We start from the raw sequence: 18,011 nt of genomic DNA, 5'->3' as shown, positions 1-18,011 counted from the left end.
CTGACCGCACCAGGAAGGATCCCCACCAGCAATGGCCGACGAGAACCCCCCCGTCACGCCTGACGACGCCGGCGAGACGACCGTGCGCATCGAGCCCGTCGGGCTCGAGACGGAGATGCAGCGCTCGTACCTGGACTACGCGATGTCCGTCATCGTGTCCCGCGCGCTGCCCGACGTCCGCGACGGTCTCAAGCCCGTCCACCGCCGTGTCCTGTACGCCATGTACGACGGCGGCTACCGGCCCGAGAAGGGCTTCTACAAGTGCGCCCGCGTCGTCGGCGACGTCATGGGCAACTACCACCCGCACGGCGACTCCTCGATCTACGACGCGCTGGTCCGCCTCGCGCAGCCGTGGTCGATGCGGATGCCGCTGGTGGACTCCAACGGCAACTTCGGCTCGCCGGGCAACGACCCGGCGGCGGCCATGCGCTACACCGAGTGCAAGATGGCGCCGCTGTCGATGGAGATGGTCCGTGACATCGACGAGGAGACCGTCGACTTCACGGACAACTACGACGGCCGCTCCCAGGAGCCGACCGTCCTCCCGGCCCGCTTCCCGAACCTGCTGATCAACGGCTCGGCCGGTATCGCGGTCGGCATGGCGACCAACATCCCGCCGCACAACCTCCGCGAGGTCGCGGCCGGCGCCCAGTGGTACCTGGAGAACCCCGAGGCCTCCCACGAGGACCTCCTGGACGCGCTGATCGAGCGCATCAAGGGCCCCGACTTCCCGACCGGCGCCCTCGTGGTCGGTCGGAAGGGCATCGAGGAGGCCTACCGCACGGGCCGTGGCTCCATCACGATGCGCGCGGTCGTCGAGGTCGAGGAGATCCAGAACCGCCAGTGCCTGGTGGTCACGGAGCTGCCGTACCAGACCAACCCGGACAACCTCGCGCAGAAGATCGCCGACCTCGTGAAGGACGGCAAGATCGGCGGCATCGCGGACGTCCGTGACGAGACGTCGTCCCGTACGGGCCAGCGCCTGGTCATCGTGCTGAAGCGCGACGCGGTCGCCAAGGTCGTGCTGAACAACCTGTACAAGCACACCGACCTGCAGACCAACTTCGGCGCCAACATGCTGGCCCTGGTCGACGGCGTGCCGCGCACCCTCTCCCTGGACGCGTTCATCCGCCACTGGGTGACGCACCAGATCGAGGTCGTCGTCCGCCGCACGAAGTTCCGGCTGCGCAAGGCCGAGGAGCGCGCGCACATCCTGCGCGGCCTGCTGAAGGCCCTGGACGCCATCGACGAGGTCATCGCGCTGATCCGGCGCAGCGACACCGTCGACATCGCGCGCACGGGCCTGATGGACCTCCTGGAGATCGACGAGATCCAGGCCAACGCCATCCTCGAGATGCAGCTGCGCCGCCTGGCCGCCCTGGAACGCCAGAAGATCATCCAGGAGCACGACGAACTCCAGGCCAAGATCCGCGAGTACAACGCGATCCTCGCCTCGCCCGTGCGTCAGCGCGGGATCGTCAGCGCGGAACTCGCCGCGATCGTCGAGAAGTACGGCGACGACCGCAAGACGATGCTGGTCCCCTACGACGGCGACATGTCCATCGAGGACCTCATCGCCGAGGAGGACATCGTCGTCACCGTCTCGCGCGGCGGCTACGTCAAGCGGACCAAGACGGTCGACTACCGGGCGCAGAAGCGCGGCGGCAAGGGCGTCCGCGGCACGAAGCTCAAGGAAGACGACATCGTCGACCACTTCTTCGTGTCCACGACCCACCACTGGCTGCTGTTCTTCACCAACAAGGGCCGCGTCTACCGGGCCAAGGCCTACGAGTTGCCGGACGCCGGGCGTGACGCGCGTGGACAGCACGTCGCCAACCTGCTGGCGTTCCAGCCGGACGAGGCGATCGCCGAGATCCTCGCGATCCGCGACTACGAGGCCACGCCGTATCTGGTGCTCGCCACCAAGGGCGGACTTGTGAAGAAGACGCCTCTGAAGGATTACGATTCGCCCCGTTCCGGCGGCGTCATCGCGATCAACCTCCGTGAGAAGGAGGACGGTTCCGACGACGAACTGATCGGAGCCGAACTCGTATCGGCAGAGGACGACATCCTTCTGATCAGCAAGAAGGCACAGTCGATCCGCTTCACGGCGACGGACGAGGCGCTGCGGCCCATGGGCCGTGCCACCTCGGGTGTCAAGGGCATGAGTTTCCGCGAGGGGGACGAGCTGCTCTCGATGAATGTTGTTCGACCCGGTACGTTCGTGTTCACTGCCACAGACGGCGGGTACGCGAAGCGGACCGCCGTCGACGAGTACCGCGTCCAGGGTCGCGGCGGCCTCGGCATCAAGGCCGCCAAGATCGTCGAGGACCGCGGTTCCCTCGTCGGCGCGCTGGTGGTCGAGGAGACCGACGAGATCCTCGCCATCACGCTGTCGGGCGGTGTGATTCGTACGCGAGTCAACGAGATCAGGGAAACCGGCCGTGACACCATGGGCGTCCAACTGATCAACCTGGGCAAGCGCGATGCCGTGGTCGGCATCGCTCGGAACGCCGAGGCGGGGCGGGAGGCGGAGGAGGTCGACGGCGACGATGCCGTCGACGAGACCGCCGAGACCGTCGCCACGACCGGTACGGACGAGGGTGAGGCGCCCTCGTCCGAGTAGCACGAGGAGTGAGTCAGCGTGAGCGGAGCCACGGGCGCGGGATCGTCCGGTACTTCGGCCGGCACATCGACCGGGTCGGAGGCGGACGGCGGCGGCCGTGGCTCCGCCGCGCGTGCGATGGACACGCACACGACCCAACTGAAGGCCATCAAGCCGGACGCGACGGACGCGGCCGTGCCCGCGCCGGAGAAGCCCGGACCCCAGGGGGCGACCGTGACGGACACCCGCGGTCCGCAGGCCCAGAAGCCCGCGTCCGGCGGCCCGGCCGCGGCTCAGGGCGGGTCCGGCCGTCCGGCCGCGGCGCAGCCCCAGCCTCAGCCTCAGGCCCCGGCGCAGGCCGCGGCCTCCGCGCTGCCCGGTGAGCGGCAGTCGCAGCAGCAGGCGGGCCCGTACCACCCGCCGCAGGCCTACGCGCCGGCCCCGGAGGCCTCCTCCCGCAAGCCGCGTACGGGCGCGCGCACGACGCCCCGCACGCGCAAGGCGCGGCTGCGGGTGTCCAAGGCCGACCCGTGGTCCGTGATGAAGGTCAGCTTCCTGCTCTCCATCGCCCTCGGCATCTGCACGGTCGTCGCGGCCGCGGTGCTGTGGATGGTCATGAACGCGATGGGCGTGTTCTCCACGGTCGGCGCCACCATCTCCGAGGCGACCGGCTCGAACGAGTCCAACGGCTTCGATCTGCAGGCGTTCCTGTCGCTGCCCAACGTGCTGATCTTCACCACGATCATCGCGGTCATCGACGTCGTCCTCGCCACCGCCCTGGCCACCCTCGGTGCCTTCATCTACAACCTCTCCGCGGGCTTCGTGGGCGGCGTCGAGCTGACGCTCGCCGAGGACGAGTAGGCGCGGCTCACCGCGTCGCCGTCGCCCTGCGGGTATCGATTTTGGGACTGCCCACGTCGTGCGCTAATCTTCAGGAGTCAGCGCGCGGGACACACACCGCAGAGCGCGGCGGGGCTATAGCTCAGTTGGTTAGAGCGCATCCCTGATAAGGATGAGGCCACAGGTTCAAATCCTGTTAGCCCCACAACGGCATAGCGCCAGGTGAGAAGCCCGGTAGGTCCCCAGGATCTACCGGGCTTCTACATTTGTTGATCTTGAGAATCCGGTACTCGTCCGTAACAACGCCTCGTTCCTTGCCTGGTGGGCGCTCCCGCTCGTCGACAGCTAATCGAACGAGCGTTGGGCCACGTGTTATCGGCAGAATGTTCACAGGACCACACGTCTACAACCTGTAGATCGTCCGCTGCTGTGGGTACAGTGCACGTAGGGGAGACGGGCGCGACGCTTCCGCCGTCTGACGCATAACCCCAAGCGAGCCCGGTCGGGTGTTGGGCCTCAACGGCCCCCCGGGAGACGCCCGATCGGAAGGGCGCCCCCAGCCGCATCATTCGGCTGGGGGCGCTTCGGCACACAGTAAACCGCCCCGTCCTCCATACGGAGAACGGGGCGGCGACGTTCAGCCATCTCGGCCGAACGCCTTGCGAGGGCGACGGACGCATATCACGCCGCCCCCGCCGTCCGGGCCGACGCCGCTCAAGCGGGCGGCCCGGGGCTTGTGGACTCCAGCAATCACTCGTGGCAGGTAAATCGCTGAGCTACCCCAGCACCAGCAAGATCACACAAATTAGGGTCGACCCTAATCTCATTTGATCATGCGCTCGGGAGCGTTGGACGAGTGTCGCGTCCCACTCCCCCCTCCGACCGGGTCCTCGCCCGCCGCCGCGAGCTCGGAGACCAGATCCGCCGCGTCCGCGAACACCACAACCTGACCCAACAGGCGGTGTGCGACCGGTCAGGGCTCGACGTGGCCACCTACAGCCGCATCGAGCAGGGCCACGCATCACCCCGGTTCGACACCCTGGTCCGCATCGCTGACGCCATCGGAGTCGGCGAAGTGGACCTGATGCCGGACCCCGCCGCCGGGGCGGGGGAACACCCGGCGGCGGGGCGCTAGCCGCCCCTCATCGGCACGAGGGACGGAGGACGGCGCCCTGGAAGGTGAACGGGCGCCGGGTCTCAGTGGCGCGATGAGCGAGCCTTTCTGTGGCAGGCGCAGCCGCAGCGCAGCGTCATCAGCGGGACCTCCCACGGCGGTGCCCCCTCCCGGCGTACCTGGCGAGGACCAGAGCAGAGATGGTGCATGCCGTGCTGGCACTCAGGCGCCTCCTCGTCCTGGCTCATAGCGGCTGGTCGGCGAGAGGGGCCAAGTCGTGTGCGTGGCGGCACCGGGCGCAAGCGAAGAGCTTGCCAGCCTCACCGACCTGGACCAGGCGGGCCGTGTCCGACAGTCCGCCGTGCCAGCTGCACCAGGCGATCGCGCGAGGGTTCTCGTCCTGGTTCACGTCGGCCCCTCGCGGTGCCGAGGGTGACGGCGCATCTCGACCTCGAACATCGTCGCGCGGCGGACGTCCTTGTCCTCCTCCGCCTGGGCACGCTGCTTGTCGAGTGCCGCGCACACGCCGCAGCCGGGCGCCGGCCGGGGCGGACGCGTCGGATCGGGCAGCGAGACGGGCGGCTCCGATGCGGTCTGCTGACTCGTCATGACACGGCCGCCTGCCTGCGACAACCGCACGTGACGACCGGCCAGACACGGTCGCTGCCGACCAGGGTGATGCAGCCGTCCGCGTACAGCGTCCTGGCCACGGCACCGCAGTGCAAGCAAGCCTCACCGTGCTGTCGTGCGATGCTCACCGGCCCTTGAACCAGGACCGGTGCGGCGGGTTCAGCTGTACTCATCCCGTTCCCATCTGCCTGTTCGATCTGGACAGACAGATGATGGGCGCCCGCAAGGGCCACAAGTGACACACCTTGTGTCACCCCGGGTGACACAGCCCGCTGCAGCGATCAGACGGCGCCGATCCACTCGGCAAAGCTCGTCAGCGACTCCGAGTCCGCCCGCTTCAGCCGGCGCAACGTGGCCGCATCCTCGCGCGCCCACCGGTGCCCGCGGGTGTGCTGCGGCGCGATCCGCCGTGCGACCTTCAGCGACTCGAACGCGTCGTCCGCCAAGCCCGCCCAGAGCTGGGCCCGGCCGAGTTCGATGTAGAACCCGGAGCGCCGCTCGGCAGGGAGGGAATCCGGCGGCTTCCACTGGCTTGCCACGTCGAGGGCGTCCTGGACGTGGTCATCGCCGAGGCCGACAGCAACGGAGACCTGGTGAATGCGGACGCTGTCGGGCCCGAATGCGGTGCCCAGGTAGACGTCTTCGGGCACCAGGTCGCCGAGCCGGGTTGCCTCGTTGAGATGGGTGCTGGTCGCATCAGGGTCCCCGGCGCGGCTGGCGACGACAGCCGCCCGCATGTGCAGGGCGCCACGTGCAGCCGCCGTCGACGCGGATGCCGGCGCAGGGGCGACGTCGATGGCTTTCTCCAGGGCGCGCAGGCCGGGCCTGTGCGCGCGGGCGGCGAAGAACATCTCGGTGCGAACGTATGCCACAGAGGCCTCAAGGAGCGGGTCATCCGCCTCGGCGGCTGTCTCCCGCATGAGGCCGATGAGGCGGGCTGAGAGGTCACGGGCACCGAACTTGTAGGCCATGGCGTCGGCGCAGCGGTAGGCGCGCACGAGTAGCGAGGCCACATGCGCGCGGTCGTTGGCTGGCGTGGTGTGGAAGGCCCGGGCCAACTCCATGAGGAGCGAGGGGACGTTGCGGCTGATCTGCACGTACTGGGCGGCGAGCCGCCAATCGACGGCGTCGTCTACGGCTTGCTCCAGTTCGTGCAGCGGGCGCACGGGGCCGTCGTCGGGATCCTCGTGGGCGGCGATGGCCACGGAGACCGCAGGCAGGGCCTCGTGTACCCGGCTGTCTGTGCGCTGATGTCCGGTGAGGAGCCGGCCCGGGTCCACGGTGAGGGCTGCGGCGAGGGCGTCGAGGGTGTCGTCGCCGGGGAATCTGCTGCCTTGCTCGATCTTGCGCAGCATCGACAGAGACACGAACGCGGCGTTCGCGAGGTCCTGTTGAGTCATTCTGTGGGCGCGGCGGGTGGCGGCAATGCGTTCGCCTACCTCGCGCGTGGTGTTGGCGGGCATACTGGCTCCAGTTCGGTGCGTCCACTCCGAACCGTACCCGCGCGGTAACGCGCTGGATACGCGAACGGCCCCGACAGCCCAGCGCTGTCGGGGCCGTGCCGTTACCCCGTTACGACTTCGGCGAGTTCTGTGAGCGTGCCGATCTGCCAGTCCGCGGCCGCCATCACCTCTGGGTCGTCAGCCCAAAGGTGCCCCCACGGTCCGCGCCGGAGGTGCGCGGCGAGCAGCCCCGCCTCCTTCGCAGGGAAGACGTCATTGGCCGGGTGGTCACCGACATACAGGGTCTCGCCCGGCTCGGCCTGCGCCGCTTCGAGGGCCCGCGCGAAGAACTCGGGCTGGGGCTTGGCCACTCCCCACTCCTGAGACGTGGCGATCAGATGAGCGGGCAGCTCTAGTCCGTGCAGCAGCTGGCCGACGCGGGCAGTCTGGTTCCCGGCGATGATGACGCGGATGCCGAGCTGACGCAGGGCGGAGAGCGCGGGGCGGACGTCTTCGTACAGGTCCGTCTCGTCGAGCTCCTCACCACAGCCAGCGGCCTCACGGGCACGGTACTCAGCTGCGATGTCGATGCCCGGGCGGAGGAGCCTGAGTGCCTCCGCATTGTCCTGGCCTTGCGCGACGACGGCACCTACGAGCGCGGACAGCGTGTGGCGAGGGACATTGATCCAGTCGGCCCACGAGTTCCAGTAGCGGTCATCGCGGGCGATGGTCTCGCCGATGTCGAACACGACTGAACGGATCATGCAGAGAAGCGTATCCAGGCATGACAAAGGGCCCCCTCCCGCCCGAAGGCGAGAGGGGGCAACCCGCGTCAGTGGCCAGTGGCCTGCCAGACGGCCACACCGAGGGCTCCGAGAGCCGTCAGCGCGGTCACTGTCGGCAGCGGCCACCGGTTGCGCTCCAACGTGTCGAGGCGCTGCTCGTGATCGGCGAGCTTCTGATCGGTCTGGTCCGTACGCTGCACCAGAAGCGCTAGCTGCCCCTGGGTGGTCGCGTTCCCGACGTCTACGGCACGCCGCAGCTCGGCCAGCTCCAGCGCGATCGACGTGGACTCCGGCGGCGTCACTCTCGGGTCCCGTCATCCGTGCGGAGCCAGCCGGGCAGCAGGGCCTGGACGCCCGGTACCGCCATCACCCGGGCGAATCCGCCGGCCACCGCCAGGGCGACCGCGACCCAGGGCAGCGTCGCCGGGATCCCAGACTCGTCCACGATGAGCGGCAGCAGTACAGCGATGCCGAGGGCGGTCTGGAGGACGGTGCGCCAGGTGCGCTTCGTCGAGTCCTTCATGGGTTACTCCTTCACGTCGAAGCCGTACCGCTGGCCGAGCTTGACCAGCGACGCCTTGCCGGGGATTCCGTCGGCCGCCGCGCCGGTGTAGCCGAGGCGCCGCTGCCACGCCGCGTAGGCGGTCACCGTGGCGGAGCCGAAGTGCCCTTCCGCCAAGGGCCGCGCGAGCAGTTGCTGAGCGACCAGGCCGAGCTCGACGAGCTGTGTCTCCGGATACGACACCGGGGCCCCGGCCTTGGGCGGATCGGTGCGGGCGGCCTTCGCCAGCTCGGACAGGTCCACCACCGGCCGCACGGGCGGCGTCGTCGGCGCGGTCACCCGGCCGGGCACGGCGAGGACCTGGCCCGGGACGATCGTGTACGGCGCACGCAGGCTGTTCGCGGCGGCCAGCTGCTGCCACGTCATGCCGCGGTACTGTCCGGCGATCGAGTACAGCGTCTCCCCGGGCCGCACCGTGTGCGTGCCGCCTCCGGGCTTCGTGCCGGCCACCGCTGCAGCAACGCCGGGCATGACCACGTCGTGGAATTGAGCGATCCGCGCGGCGCCGGGGCAGGCCGTACCTGACGTCGACCAGGCCCGGTACAGGCTGTGGAAGCCGATCCCCGGATCGTCCGAGCTGCGGCAGACACGGACGGGGATGCCGTGCTCAACGTGGGCCCAGACGCCGAGGGCGATCAGCTCGGCGAGCTGTTCGTCCGTCCACGGGTCGCTGGCCTTGGTGTTGGAGGCGGTCTCCACCGAGATCGCGCCGGTGCCGTCGGCCCTGCGGTTCGCGCCAGCGTTGGCGTCGGCGCGGGTCGTGGTCGTCAGGTACTGGGCGAGGTCTCCGCCGTACCCCAGGCCGAAATGCGACTCAAGCGCCGTGCTGTCCCGCCAGAACTCATACGTACGCCGCGGCGTCCACGGGGCGACGATGCTGTGGAAGATCAGCTGAGTGGGGCGGATGGCGGGCTGCTGCTGGGCCTCCGGCAGCAGCTCCATCCTCGTCGCGCCCGCGTACCAGGACATCAGACGCCCTCCCGTTCAGCGTTGGACGCGGCCAGGACCGCCCAGTTTTTCGACTTCCACAGGTCGTCGAGCGCCTTGGTGACCTCCGGCCTGGACAGCGTCTCGGCGAGCCGCTGCGCGAGGTCGTGGAACGGCTTGCTCACCGCCTGGAGGTGCTGGGGCAGGTGGTCGTAGCGGAAGTTCCGGAGCATCGCGGCGGTAGCAGGATGGATCTCTGCGGGCATGAACGCCTCCAGGGCATGAAGAAGCCCCGGGCCGTTCGGCGCGGGGCGTACGGGGCGGGGCGGGTCAGTCCTCCGGGGCGATGACCCGCATAGGCCGGATCACGATCGTCACGTTCCGGCTGGTCGCGTCGTGGTGGCCGGCCGCCTCGACGAGGACTCCGTTCGGGGCGCCCGGGCCGGTCGGCCAGGCTGCCAGCTCGGCCAGCACGAAGGCTCGTACGGCCTCGAACTGGGTGGTGTCGCCCTGGTTGTCGGCCGCCTCGACGGCCTCGGCGACGTCTGCGACCAGTCCTTCCGCACGGAAGCTGCCCATGGTTCTCCTAGCTGAGGTCGGTGGCGGACGTGTTCGGGGTGATGCTGCCGTCGTTGAGTCGGCCGGTGGCGTAGGTGCCGAGCCAGTCGTTGCCGTACCGGGAGAGCGTGGTCACGGTGTTCGTCGCGGAGAACGCGTACGCGGCCTCGTTGCCGCTGCCGTGCGGGCGGACCTTGTTGCCGGAGACGTTGACGCTGTCCGCCGCCGTGGACAGGCGGATGCCGTAGGCGTTGTTGTTCGTGTTCCGGCTGGGGGAGCGGATGAAGTTGTCCCGCAGGTGCACGTACTGGCCGCCCTGCACCAGGATCCCGTTCTCGCCTGGCTCGCGGACTTGGTTGCCGACGACGTTGGTGTTGGTGATGTCGACGAGGGTGATGCCGTGGCCCTCGCAGTTGTAGACGTTGTTCCCGGTGATCGTGAGGGTGTTGCAGTCCTCCGTGCTGATGCCGCTGCCGTCGACGTTGTTGATCGTGTTGTCGCCGACCGTGATCCGGCTGCACTCCTGGAGGCGGATGCCGCCCTGCCCGGACGTCGAGCCGTCGATGGTGTTGCCGGTGATCGCGACGTTGAGGACGGTGCCGGTGGTCTCACCGAGGCAGATGATCGGCTCGTCGTAGGCCAGGCCGCCCCGGAACGAGTTGCCGGCGATGACGATGTTCCGCAGGTTCTGCGACGCGGACGTCTGCGTGCCATCGGGAAGTTTGGTGTCCTCGGTGTCGGCGACGATCACCGTACGGACCCGTACGCCGGAGCCGCAGTCCAAGAACGTGTTGCCGACGACCGTGACGTCTTCCCAGTTGTACGCGCTGACCGCGTACTGGAGGATTCCCTCGAAGCTGTTGCCGATGACCCGGATACGGCGGTGCCACTTGGTGATCGTCGCCGAGTGCGAGCCGACGCCGCGCGGCCAGGCCGTCGTCCCGGCCGTGCCGGACGCCCCGAAGTGGCAGCCGACGATGAGGACGTCTTCGGTGGGCGTGTGGTCGTACGGACCGAACCCCCCGAACACCGAGCTGGACTTGGCGAGGTCGAGCTGGATCGCCTCGGAAAAGTCCCTCGAACCAGGGTCCACGTAGCCGCGGAAGCGACAGTTCTCGATCAGCCCGTGGGAGGTCGAGTTCAGCTCGATGGCGTGATACCCGGGCAGGTCGCGGACTTCGAGGTCGCGGATGACGATGTCGGTGGCGTGCCCGATGCTGATACACATCGCGCTCGCGGTCAGTCCGCTGGTCGTCCCCCTCATGTTCCACAGGCCACCCTCGATCACGATGTTGCTGTGACCGGTGTAGCCGGCGAGGTCCTGCCCACTGTCACCGTTGATGATCATCGTGGCGGCGACATTGCGGCGGAACTCCGCGCCCGCCATGAGCGTCAACCGGGTGTTCGTGTAGATCCGCAGGGTCGCGCCGATCAGGTACACACCGGGCGGCACCAGGACCTGCGCACCGTCCAGGTCCCGGGCGGCATCGAGCGCCGCCTGGATACCCGGTGAGGCGTCCACGGTGCCGCTGCTGTCCGCACCGAAGTTCGTCACCATGAAGCTGGAGCGCTGGTTCATCGCCTCCAGGCGGCCGGCCGTGACGTCCATCCCGACGAACCACTCTTCAACCGGTGTCGCCACAAGTCCTCCTCTTCCTGCTACAGGGACGCGGGCGCGCGCCGGCCCACGGTGACGGGCGTGCCCGCGGGGTGCGCCTTGACGACCCCGTTGAGGGCCCGGACGACGGCGAACTCCTGCACGCCCTCATACGGGTCGCTGATCGCCGTGACGTCCATGTGCTCGCCGCCGACGTCGATCCGGATCGGCATCTCGTTCAGGTCGGTTGTCCACAGGGGCCCGGCGGTGACCTCGACGGACAGCGTCGTGTCGTCTGTGTCCACGCCGTCGGCGAGCTGGCTGCCGTCGGTGCCAGCCTTGGTCGGGGCGTAGGAGCCGAGGAGGATCCGTAGGTCGTCGATGTAGACGGCGTCCTCGCCGCTGACGGCCGAGTTGTCCTTGGCGTACCGGAAGAGGACCGCCGTTTTGCCGGTGACGTCGGTCGTGAACTGGGTCCACCCGGTGGTGCCTTGGGCGCGGAGGACCTGGACGCCGTCGACGAGGACCAGGAGCCGGTCCCCCTCGAAGCCGGGCCCGGACGCCTCGCTGGAGGTGCGGTACCAGAACGACAAGGTGGTTGCCCCCGACGGGACGGTCACGGTCACGTCGCTGGTCTGGTTGTTGCCGATCGCCCCGGAGCGCAGGGAGTACGTGCCCGAGCGGGCCTGTGTGCTCGTCCGCGTCCACGGCAGGGTCCCGCCAGCGGTCAGGGTGACGTCGTACGTCTCGTCCTCGAACCCTTCGTGAATGACGTTGATGGTCGCCAGGTCCCAGGGACCGCCGGGCTCGCACGTGAACGTGATCTCCCACGTACGGGGCAGCAGGGTCTCCGACCAGCCGGTGACGATCAGGTCGATGTCTCCGTACGCCACCCACGGGGGCAGGCCGGTGATGCGGATCAGGTCGCCCTCGCGCAGCGCGAGCACGGCCGGGATCAGCGCCGGAGCCCGGTGCAGAAGCACACGTACGGACGGGTAGCGGGCACCGTCGTACGTGCCGTGATGCAGCCGCCAGTACGCGATCGGCTCCGTCTGGATGTCGTCGGCGAGCGCCAGGGGGACGGAGTCGTCGTACAGGCCGATCCCATTCGGCGGAGCCTGCACGGACAGCTTGCCCTCGCGCAGGACCGCGCGCCCCTCAGAGCCGCCATCGCGTTTGACCGTGCGGTCGTTGCGAACGACATCCGCCTCGTCGTCCGGCTCCAGCGGCAGCGACAGCCCCGGCGCCCCGTACGTCAGCGTGAGCGCCGGCTCCTGCGTGTACATCGAGGACCGATCCCGGTACACCAGGCCGAGCCGTCTGCGGTCCTCCAGCAGCATCCCGCCATCGGCCGCCGCCGCGTCCGCGAGCACCTTCAACAGGGTCTCTGTGCGCTGCGGCCCGACCCGCTCCGGCGCCAACTGGCCCGGAACCCGACCCATCGGGAGGCCCTCCTCACCAGCCAGACGCAGCATCCGCTCCCAGGCCGTCTCGCCCGAGTAAGCCCGGTCACTGCCGCTGTACAACGTCGACGCTGCCTCTGGCAGAACCGACAGGTGACCGAACGCCCACCCCTCGGTGGCCGCGCCCCAGTTCGCGGTGACGGCGGTTACCCGGCCGGAGGCGCCTGCGACGGTGCGGCTGATACCGCCCGCGTCGCCGCCGGGGTCCTGGAAGAACATGCCCCAGGTCACGGTCCCGGCGTCCTCGCTGACGTAGAACCTCAGGCGTACCCAGCCGTGGAACACGTCGCCGCCCAGCGCCACGCTCTGGTTCACGATGGCCGTGCCCGAGGCGTCGTAGCCGAACACCGTGCCCGCACCGTTGCGCAGGTTCAGGGACCAGCGCCGCACGGTGCCGGTGGTGGAGATGCTGACGACTTCCGTGTTGGCCACGGGTGCCTTGTCGTCGGCGTTGTAGACGAACTCGACCTGCCATTCGCCGTCGTTGGCGGTGCCGGGCACGATCGCCGACAGGGTCGCGGCGGCCGTGAGCCGGGGCAGGGCCTTCGAAGACGGCAGGGTGTCCACCGATGCCCACTCCACGCCGGTCACCGCCGCTGGTGAGACGCCCTCGATGGGTGAGTAGGCGCGCGAGGCGAGGTTGTCCTCCTCGAACGGCCAGTACGCGTCCGGAGAGCCGCTGGGGATTCGGCGACGAAGCGTGGAGTCGAGGGGCCGCTGTCCCTGCCCGAGACGGCGCAGGATTCCCGCCGCCTGTACGCGGGTCCACACCAGTGCGCCAGACGGCACCCAGCGCTGCGGCCAGTTCGCGATCTCCCCGACGAAGATCTCCTGCCGGTCCGCGACTGCGGCGTTTCCGGCGAAAGACCACGTGCGGCCGGCGGAGTCCGCGAACGAGGCGGTGCCGAGCGGTTGGGCGGTGAAATCGGGGCTCGCGACGAGGACGCTGGCTCCTCGGACCTCGGCCTTGTAGACCTTGCCCTCGACCGGCTCACGGGGCGGGGTGACGGCCAGGTGTGCCGGGGCGATGAGCAAGGGGGCTGTGCTGGTGTGGACGGTGATCGGGCCGATGTCGGTGAAGCTGAACGTGTCCCCGATCTGCGTCCAGGGCCCGGCGATGGTCGGCGCCCAGTAGTGGCTGATCGACCAGCCGCCGGCGCCGTTGTCCGCGTCCAGGACCGTGCGCAGCGCGGCCCGCTCAGGCAGCACCGGCAGGGGCTGGGCGGTGTGGACGAAGGCGCTGCTGCCGTAGTGGACTTGCATGTAGAGCGAACCATCTTGCAGGCGCATGTGGTAGGACCGGTCGCCGACGGCACCCCACTTGCCGATGAGCATCCGCGCCCCGGGCCCGTACCAGTTGGCCTCGCCCTCCCATCGCAGGTCGACATCGCCGGTGATGTCCAACGAGGCGTGGTCGGGGGTGGAGGCGTAGTTGTCGGGGCTGCCGTCGAGGTCGAGGAAGTGGTCACCGCCGGGGATCCACAGCCGTACGGGGGTGTTGAGGCTGAGCTGTCCGTAGTAGGGGCTCATGGGGTTGCGTGGGGAGAACACCCCGTCCTTGTTGTTGATCTTCAGAGGGGCGGAGGCGGGCTCCGCGCTTGTGCCCTTGTTGCGGATCCCGCGCGAGTGGACGACCGGATCGTCTGTCTTGCAGCGGACGGTGATGTCTGTCCACGCTGTGCCGGGCCGGATCTCGATCTTCAGGCCGAGCGGGTCTTCAGGGAACGCCACCTGGTCACCTCCTCGGGCTGAGGTAGAGCTGGACGTCGCCGCCGCCGATGCCGACGCGGTCGCGGATCGTCTCGATGACCATGTCGCCCCAGGCGTCGCCGCCCCGTAGCGTCACGACCTGGCCCGGACGCGTACCGCCTGCGCCCGCGCCACCAGCCGTCCTGGCCGCAGCCAGCTCGCCCGGAGTCGGGGTGGCAGCGAGGGCCCCCAAGGAGGAGTCCGCCATCGCATCGGGCATGCCGGGCATGCCTGCCAGGGCACGGCCGACCTGACCGGAACTGTCGCGGATGCCCTGCGCGAAGCCGTCCATCAGGGCCTGGCCGGAGTACGTGGTGTACCCACGGCCGGCGAACGGGCCCTTCCGGGCGGGGCTGAACGGGAAGTAGTCCCGGGCCGCGCTGACGACGGACGACGCTGCGCTGCGAACGCTGCCGATCTTCGCCTTGATGCCGTTGATGAAGCCCTGGATGAGGCTGCCGCCGGCGGCCAGCAGGATGCTGCCGACGTTGCCGAGGGCCGACTTCGCCCGCCCGGGCAGACCTCGCACCCAGGACAGGAACTCGGTGCCCTTGCGGGAGGCGCCGTCCTTGAATCGCTGCCAGGCGTTCCCTGACACAGTGGCGAGGATGGAGCCGAGCGCGGCCAGCGCCGCCAGTGTGCGGCCGGGCAGCGCGCGCACGCTGGTGATGAATGAGGACCAGGCGCGCGAGACGGGGCCCCCGATGTAGCGGGACCACAGGCCCCCGAACCAGACCCCGATGGCGAGGCCGACAGCAGCGAACATGCTGCCCGCTTCGCCCGCTTTGGCGGAGACCCAGTCCCGGAAGCTCTGCCACCACTTGGGCAGGTTGTCGTTGAGGCCGGTGATCAGGTTCCGTACGAATCCGATCATGATCATGGCGACGGCCGCCGACAGCGCGGCCCCCACAGTGATCGGCAGAGCGACGATCGCGAGGACGATCGCCGCCGCGATGAGCCCGATCTTCAGCACCTTCTCCGGGTTCGCGGCGACGAAATCGGCGATCTTCCCGCCGAAATTCATCAGCCCCTCGATCGCCTTCGGCACCTGCTCCGCCAGCTTCGAGCCGACCTTCTGCGCGAGCAGCCCGAAGAAGCTGATGATCCGGTCCGCCGTGCCCTCGCTGCCCTTCCCGGCCTCGGACCACATCCGGCCGAACACGCCGCCGACCTTGCTGCGGAAGGTCTCCAGACCGGGGATGACGGCTCCACCGAGGAAGTCGACGAGGTTCTGCTGCATGCCCCGCTTGAAGGCCTCCAGCTTCGTGCCCGCGTTGTCCCGCAGGGTGTCGCCCATCCGGTCGGCCGCGCCGCCCACCTCGCCGAGGCTTTCCACAGCCTTCGACGGGTCGATCCCGAACAAGGCTTTCTGCATGTCCTCGGACTTGGTGCCGAACAGCGTCAGCGCCAGAGCTGACCTGTCCGCAGGGTCCTTGATCTTGCGGAGCCCGTCGAAAATCTTGTCCAGCGCATCCTCGGCCGCCGGACCACCCTTCGAGAACGCCGCCTGCATCTCCTTGCCGGACAGGCCGATCTTCGAGAAGGCGGCGTCGACCTCGGCGCCGCCGCCCTGCGTGATCAGGACCAGTTCCTTCAGCGAGTCCGCGACCACGTCGGTGTCCCGGGCGCCGGCCTTCAGGCCCTGCGACATGATCCCGGTCGCGTCCTCGGCGGAGATACCCAGCTGCCGGAAGATCGTCGAGTACTCGTTGAAGGTGTCGGCGATGTCGTCCGCGCGCGGGCCCATCACCTGAAGTCCGCGGGTGAGGACGTCGAGCGCCTCGCCGCCGTCCCGCGCGAGCCCGGTCTTCAGGATCTGGCCGACGGCGTTCGCCGCCTGGCCGAGGTCGAGTTCGAAGGTGGTCGCCAGGTCGGAGACCTTGGTGGCGATGGACTCGATCTGTGCGTTCGTCGCGTCCGGAGGCAGGAGGCCGGCACGCATCGTCGCCGAGATCGCGTCGGCCGCGCCCTGGAAGTCCTCCGTGATCGCCTTCGAGTACAGAGCGCCAGCGATCTTTCCGTACTTCTGAGCCTCCGCCGGGGTGGCGCCGAGCTGCGCGCCCAAGCGTCCGGTGATCCTCGACTGCTCCATGGCCTGCGCCATGGACGCCATCAGCACAGCACCAGCGGCCAGACCGATGCCAGCCGCCGCCGTCTTGAGCTTCTCCAGGCCGTTCACCGCTGCGGCGGAGGCGTTGTCACCCCCTTGCTCGGCGCCTTCGCTGAGACCGTCCCCGAAAGCCTCGCCCGTGTTCTCGCCCTCGGAACGGGCGGCGGTCGTGGCGTCGTCGCCCGCCTGGCGGACCGCCCTGACGAACCTGCCGTTGATGTCCCGCAGCCGCCCGTCGGCGCCCCGCACGAGACCCTCGCCGAGGTTCTCCCCCGCCTGCCGACCGGCCCGTTCGGCGTCGTCGCCCATCTGCTCACCGGTGTCCCGCATCGCGCGCTCGGCACGGCGCAGGGCAGGATCCACCCCCGTGTCGTCGAGGGTGATGACACCGGTGAGTTCACCAACGACGAGCGCCACAGCGCTACCTCCTCCGTGGTTTGGGCTCCGGAGGAGCGAAGTGCCGGCTGATACGGGACTCTGCGGAGAGCAGCCCGTACAGGCGGGTGAGGAACCAGCGCCACGACCGGGCGCGAAGGAGGCCAGGGGTGTTCAGGTCGAGGCCGTATGTCTCCTGGAAGTCGGCCTCGACCAGCGGCCACTGCTCCAGGAGATCGGTCCGGGTTACCCGCGGCCTGCGCCGCCGGCCCCCTTGCGACCGCGCTGGCGGGAGCCCGCCTTCGTACCATTCGTAGAGCCCCGTGACCGGGTCGTACTCGCCGCAGCCGATGCCGAGCGCTGAGACTTCGGCTGCCGACGGGCCGCCCGGTTCGGGGCGAGGCGAGAAGGGTCGCCGCCCGCAGACCAGTACTTGGCGGCGGAGTCGCGGTCCTGGACGATCCACACCATCGTCGTGAGAGCCACGTGCCGGAACCGCGTCCAGCTCACGTCCGCGAGGATCTCGTCATGCATCGAGCCAAGGACCAGGCGATACAGGTCCCGCTCCTCGTCGTCGTCGAGGAGTTCCTCGTCCGGCGAGACGCCGTTCAGGAAGAGCCGCGCTGCCGCCTTGGTGATCTCCTCGACGCGAAGACCGTCCTCAGCGGGCGGTGACGGGATGCGGTACGTACGTGTCTGCCCGTCCTTGCCGCGCACCGGCAGCTCAAGCCAGTCGTCGAGGAAATCGCCGAGCGCTTCGAACTGCGCGGCCATCAGCTGCCCGCGAGCGGGTTGTCGATCGTCGTGCGCGGCCCGTCGCCGGTGAAGTTGACGGCGACCTCGCCGAGCGCGGTGTACTCGCCACCCTGAGGCTCCCACTCCGGGATGGCCTTGCCCTCGTACGCCTCCGGCAGGCCCTCACGGTTGTACCAGCGCAGGTGCACCAGGTTCGCCTCGCCGTACGCGTCCGCAGCCAGCCGGATCGCCTCGTGCACCGGGTGGAACACCTTGACGGTCTTGTTCGCCTTGCGGCGGATGGTCATCTCCAGGGCCCACGACTGCGCGGTCTTGGTGTTGCCCGCCCACCCGTCGGAGTCGTAGTCGCTGGAGTCCTCGATGTTCGGCGGGGCCGTGTGCTGGAACTCGCGGACGCCGGGGCACAGCTGCCAGTCAGGCACCTCTTCCGTGCCCATGTTGACGTCGACCCGCCACTCGCGTGCGAGCTCGTTCTCCTCGATGGGAGTGGACATGCGG

16 protein-coding genes and 1 tRNA gene are annotated in these 18,011 nt (G+C 69.2%); 4 read left to right on the top strand and 13 right to left on the bottom strand.

Features of this window, described 5'->3' with window-relative positions; genetic code table 11:
• Positions 1 to 31 precede the first annotated feature (31 nt).
• The 4 genes from gyrA to HW837_RS03915 all read left to right on the top strand — a co-directional run bounded on the left by gyrA (position 32) and on the right by HW837_RS03915 (position 4,580).
• Positions 32 to 2,626: a DNA gyrase subunit A gene (gene gyrA, locus HW837_RS03930; protein WP_045558520.1), complete on the top strand. Its 2,595-nt coding sequence runs from the start codon at positions 32 to 34 to the stop codon at positions 2,624 to 2,626.
• A gap of 18 nt (positions 2,627 to 2,644) precedes the next feature.
• Positions 2,645 to 3,466 (top strand): DUF3566 domain-containing protein, encoded by an 822-nt coding sequence (locus tag HW837_RS03925; RefSeq protein ID WP_193379359.1) that lies wholly within the window; start codon positions 2,645 to 2,647, stop codon positions 3,464 to 3,466.
• Between the two features lie 110 nt (positions 3,467 to 3,576).
• Positions 3,577 to 3,650, top strand: a tRNA-Ile gene (locus HW837_RS03920).
• A 651-nt stretch (positions 3,651 to 4,301) separates the two neighbouring features.
• Positions 4,302 to 4,580, top strand: coding sequence for a helix-turn-helix domain-containing protein (locus HW837_RS03915; RefSeq protein WP_193382343.1), 279 nt, complete (start codon positions 4,302 to 4,304; stop codon positions 4,578 to 4,580).
• A gap of 384 nt (positions 4,581 to 4,964) precedes the next feature.
• Here the strand turns inward: HW837_RS03915 and HW837_RS03910 are convergent, their stop codons facing one another.
• From HW837_RS03910 to HW837_RS03850, 13 genes are all read right to left on the bottom strand, one after another.
• On the bottom strand, positions 4,965 to 5,168 hold the full coding sequence (locus tag HW837_RS03910) for a hypothetical protein (protein WP_193382344.1): 204 nt from the start codon (positions 5,166 to 5,168) through the stop codon (positions 4,965 to 4,967).
• Positions 5,169 to 5,470: 302 nt separating this feature from the next.
• Positions 5,471 to 6,652: a helix-turn-helix domain-containing protein gene (locus HW837_RS03905; RefSeq protein ID WP_193382345.1), complete on the bottom strand. Its 1,182-nt coding sequence runs from the start codon at positions 6,650 to 6,652 to the stop codon at positions 5,471 to 5,473.
• A gap of 101 nt (positions 6,653 to 6,753) precedes the next feature.
• A complete protein-coding gene (locus HW837_RS03900; RefSeq protein WP_193382346.1) occupies positions 6,754 to 7,395 on the bottom strand; it encodes an HAD family hydrolase in 642 nt (213 codons plus the stop codon).
• Positions 7,396 to 7,463: 68 nt separating this feature from the next.
• On the bottom strand, positions 7,464 to 7,718 hold the full coding sequence (locus HW837_RS03895) for a hypothetical protein (protein ID WP_060903427.1): 255 nt from the start codon (positions 7,716 to 7,718) through the stop codon (positions 7,464 to 7,466).
• Positions 7,715 to 7,939: a hypothetical protein gene (locus tag HW837_RS03890; protein WP_193382347.1), complete on the bottom strand. Its 225-nt coding sequence runs from the start codon at positions 7,937 to 7,939 to the stop codon at positions 7,715 to 7,717. Before HW837_RS03890 ends, HW837_RS03895 begins: the two co-directional genes overlap by 4 nt.
• Positions 7,940 to 7,942: 3 nt before the next feature.
• On the bottom strand, positions 7,943 to 8,947 hold the full coding sequence (locus tag HW837_RS03885) for a LysM peptidoglycan-binding domain-containing protein (RefSeq protein ID WP_193382348.1): 1,005 nt from the start codon (positions 8,945 to 8,947) through the stop codon (positions 7,943 to 7,945).
• Complete coding sequence (locus tag HW837_RS03880; RefSeq protein ID WP_193382349.1) at positions 8,947 to 9,171, bottom strand: hypothetical protein; 225 nt, start codon at positions 9,169 to 9,171, stop codon at positions 8,947 to 8,949. The genes HW837_RS03885 and HW837_RS03880 overlap by 1 nt, the downstream gene beginning before the upstream one ends.
• 64 nt (positions 9,172 to 9,235) lie before the next feature.
• Complete coding sequence (locus HW837_RS03875; RefSeq protein WP_193382350.1) at positions 9,236 to 9,484, bottom strand: hypothetical protein; 249 nt, start codon at positions 9,482 to 9,484, stop codon at positions 9,236 to 9,238.
• Between the two features lie 7 nt (positions 9,485 to 9,491).
• A complete protein-coding gene (locus tag HW837_RS03870; RefSeq protein WP_319771727.1) occupies positions 9,492 to 11,105 on the bottom strand; it encodes a right-handed parallel beta-helix repeat-containing protein in 1,614 nt (537 codons plus the stop codon).
• 17 nt (positions 11,106 to 11,122) lie between these two features.
• Positions 11,123 to 14,254 carry a hypothetical protein gene (locus tag HW837_RS03865; protein WP_193382351.1) on the bottom strand — a complete coding sequence of 1,044 codons (3,132 nt, stop codon included), beginning with the start codon at positions 14,252 to 14,254 and terminating at the stop codon, positions 11,123 to 11,125.
• A 4-nt stretch (positions 14,255 to 14,258) separates the two neighbouring features.
• Positions 14,259 to 16,799, bottom strand: a complete 2,541-nt coding sequence (locus HW837_RS03860; RefSeq protein ID WP_193382352.1) for a phage tail tape measure protein — start codon at positions 16,797 to 16,799, stop codon at positions 14,259 to 14,261.
• Between the two features lie 204 nt (positions 16,800 to 17,003).
• Positions 17,004 to 17,531, bottom strand: coding sequence for a DUF7426 family protein (locus HW837_RS03855; protein ID WP_060903420.1), 528 nt, complete (start codon positions 17,529 to 17,531; stop codon positions 17,004 to 17,006).
• Positions 17,531 to 18,007: a phage tail tube protein gene (locus HW837_RS03850; RefSeq protein ID WP_060903419.1), complete on the bottom strand. Its 477-nt coding sequence runs from the start codon at positions 18,005 to 18,007 to the stop codon at positions 17,531 to 17,533. Before HW837_RS03850 ends, HW837_RS03855 begins: the two co-directional genes overlap by 1 nt.
• Between the last annotated feature and the right edge of the window lie 4 nt (positions 18,008 to 18,011).

Origin of the sequence: Streptomyces caniscabiei, from assembly GCF_014930365.1 — a bacterium.
GTDB classification, from domain to species: domain Bacteria; phylum Actinomycetota; class Actinomycetes; order Streptomycetales; family Streptomycetaceae; genus Streptomyces; species Streptomyces caniscabiei.
The sequence above is the reverse complement of the archived record's forward strand: the minus strand, read 5'-3'. Positions and strand labels throughout refer to the sequence as shown.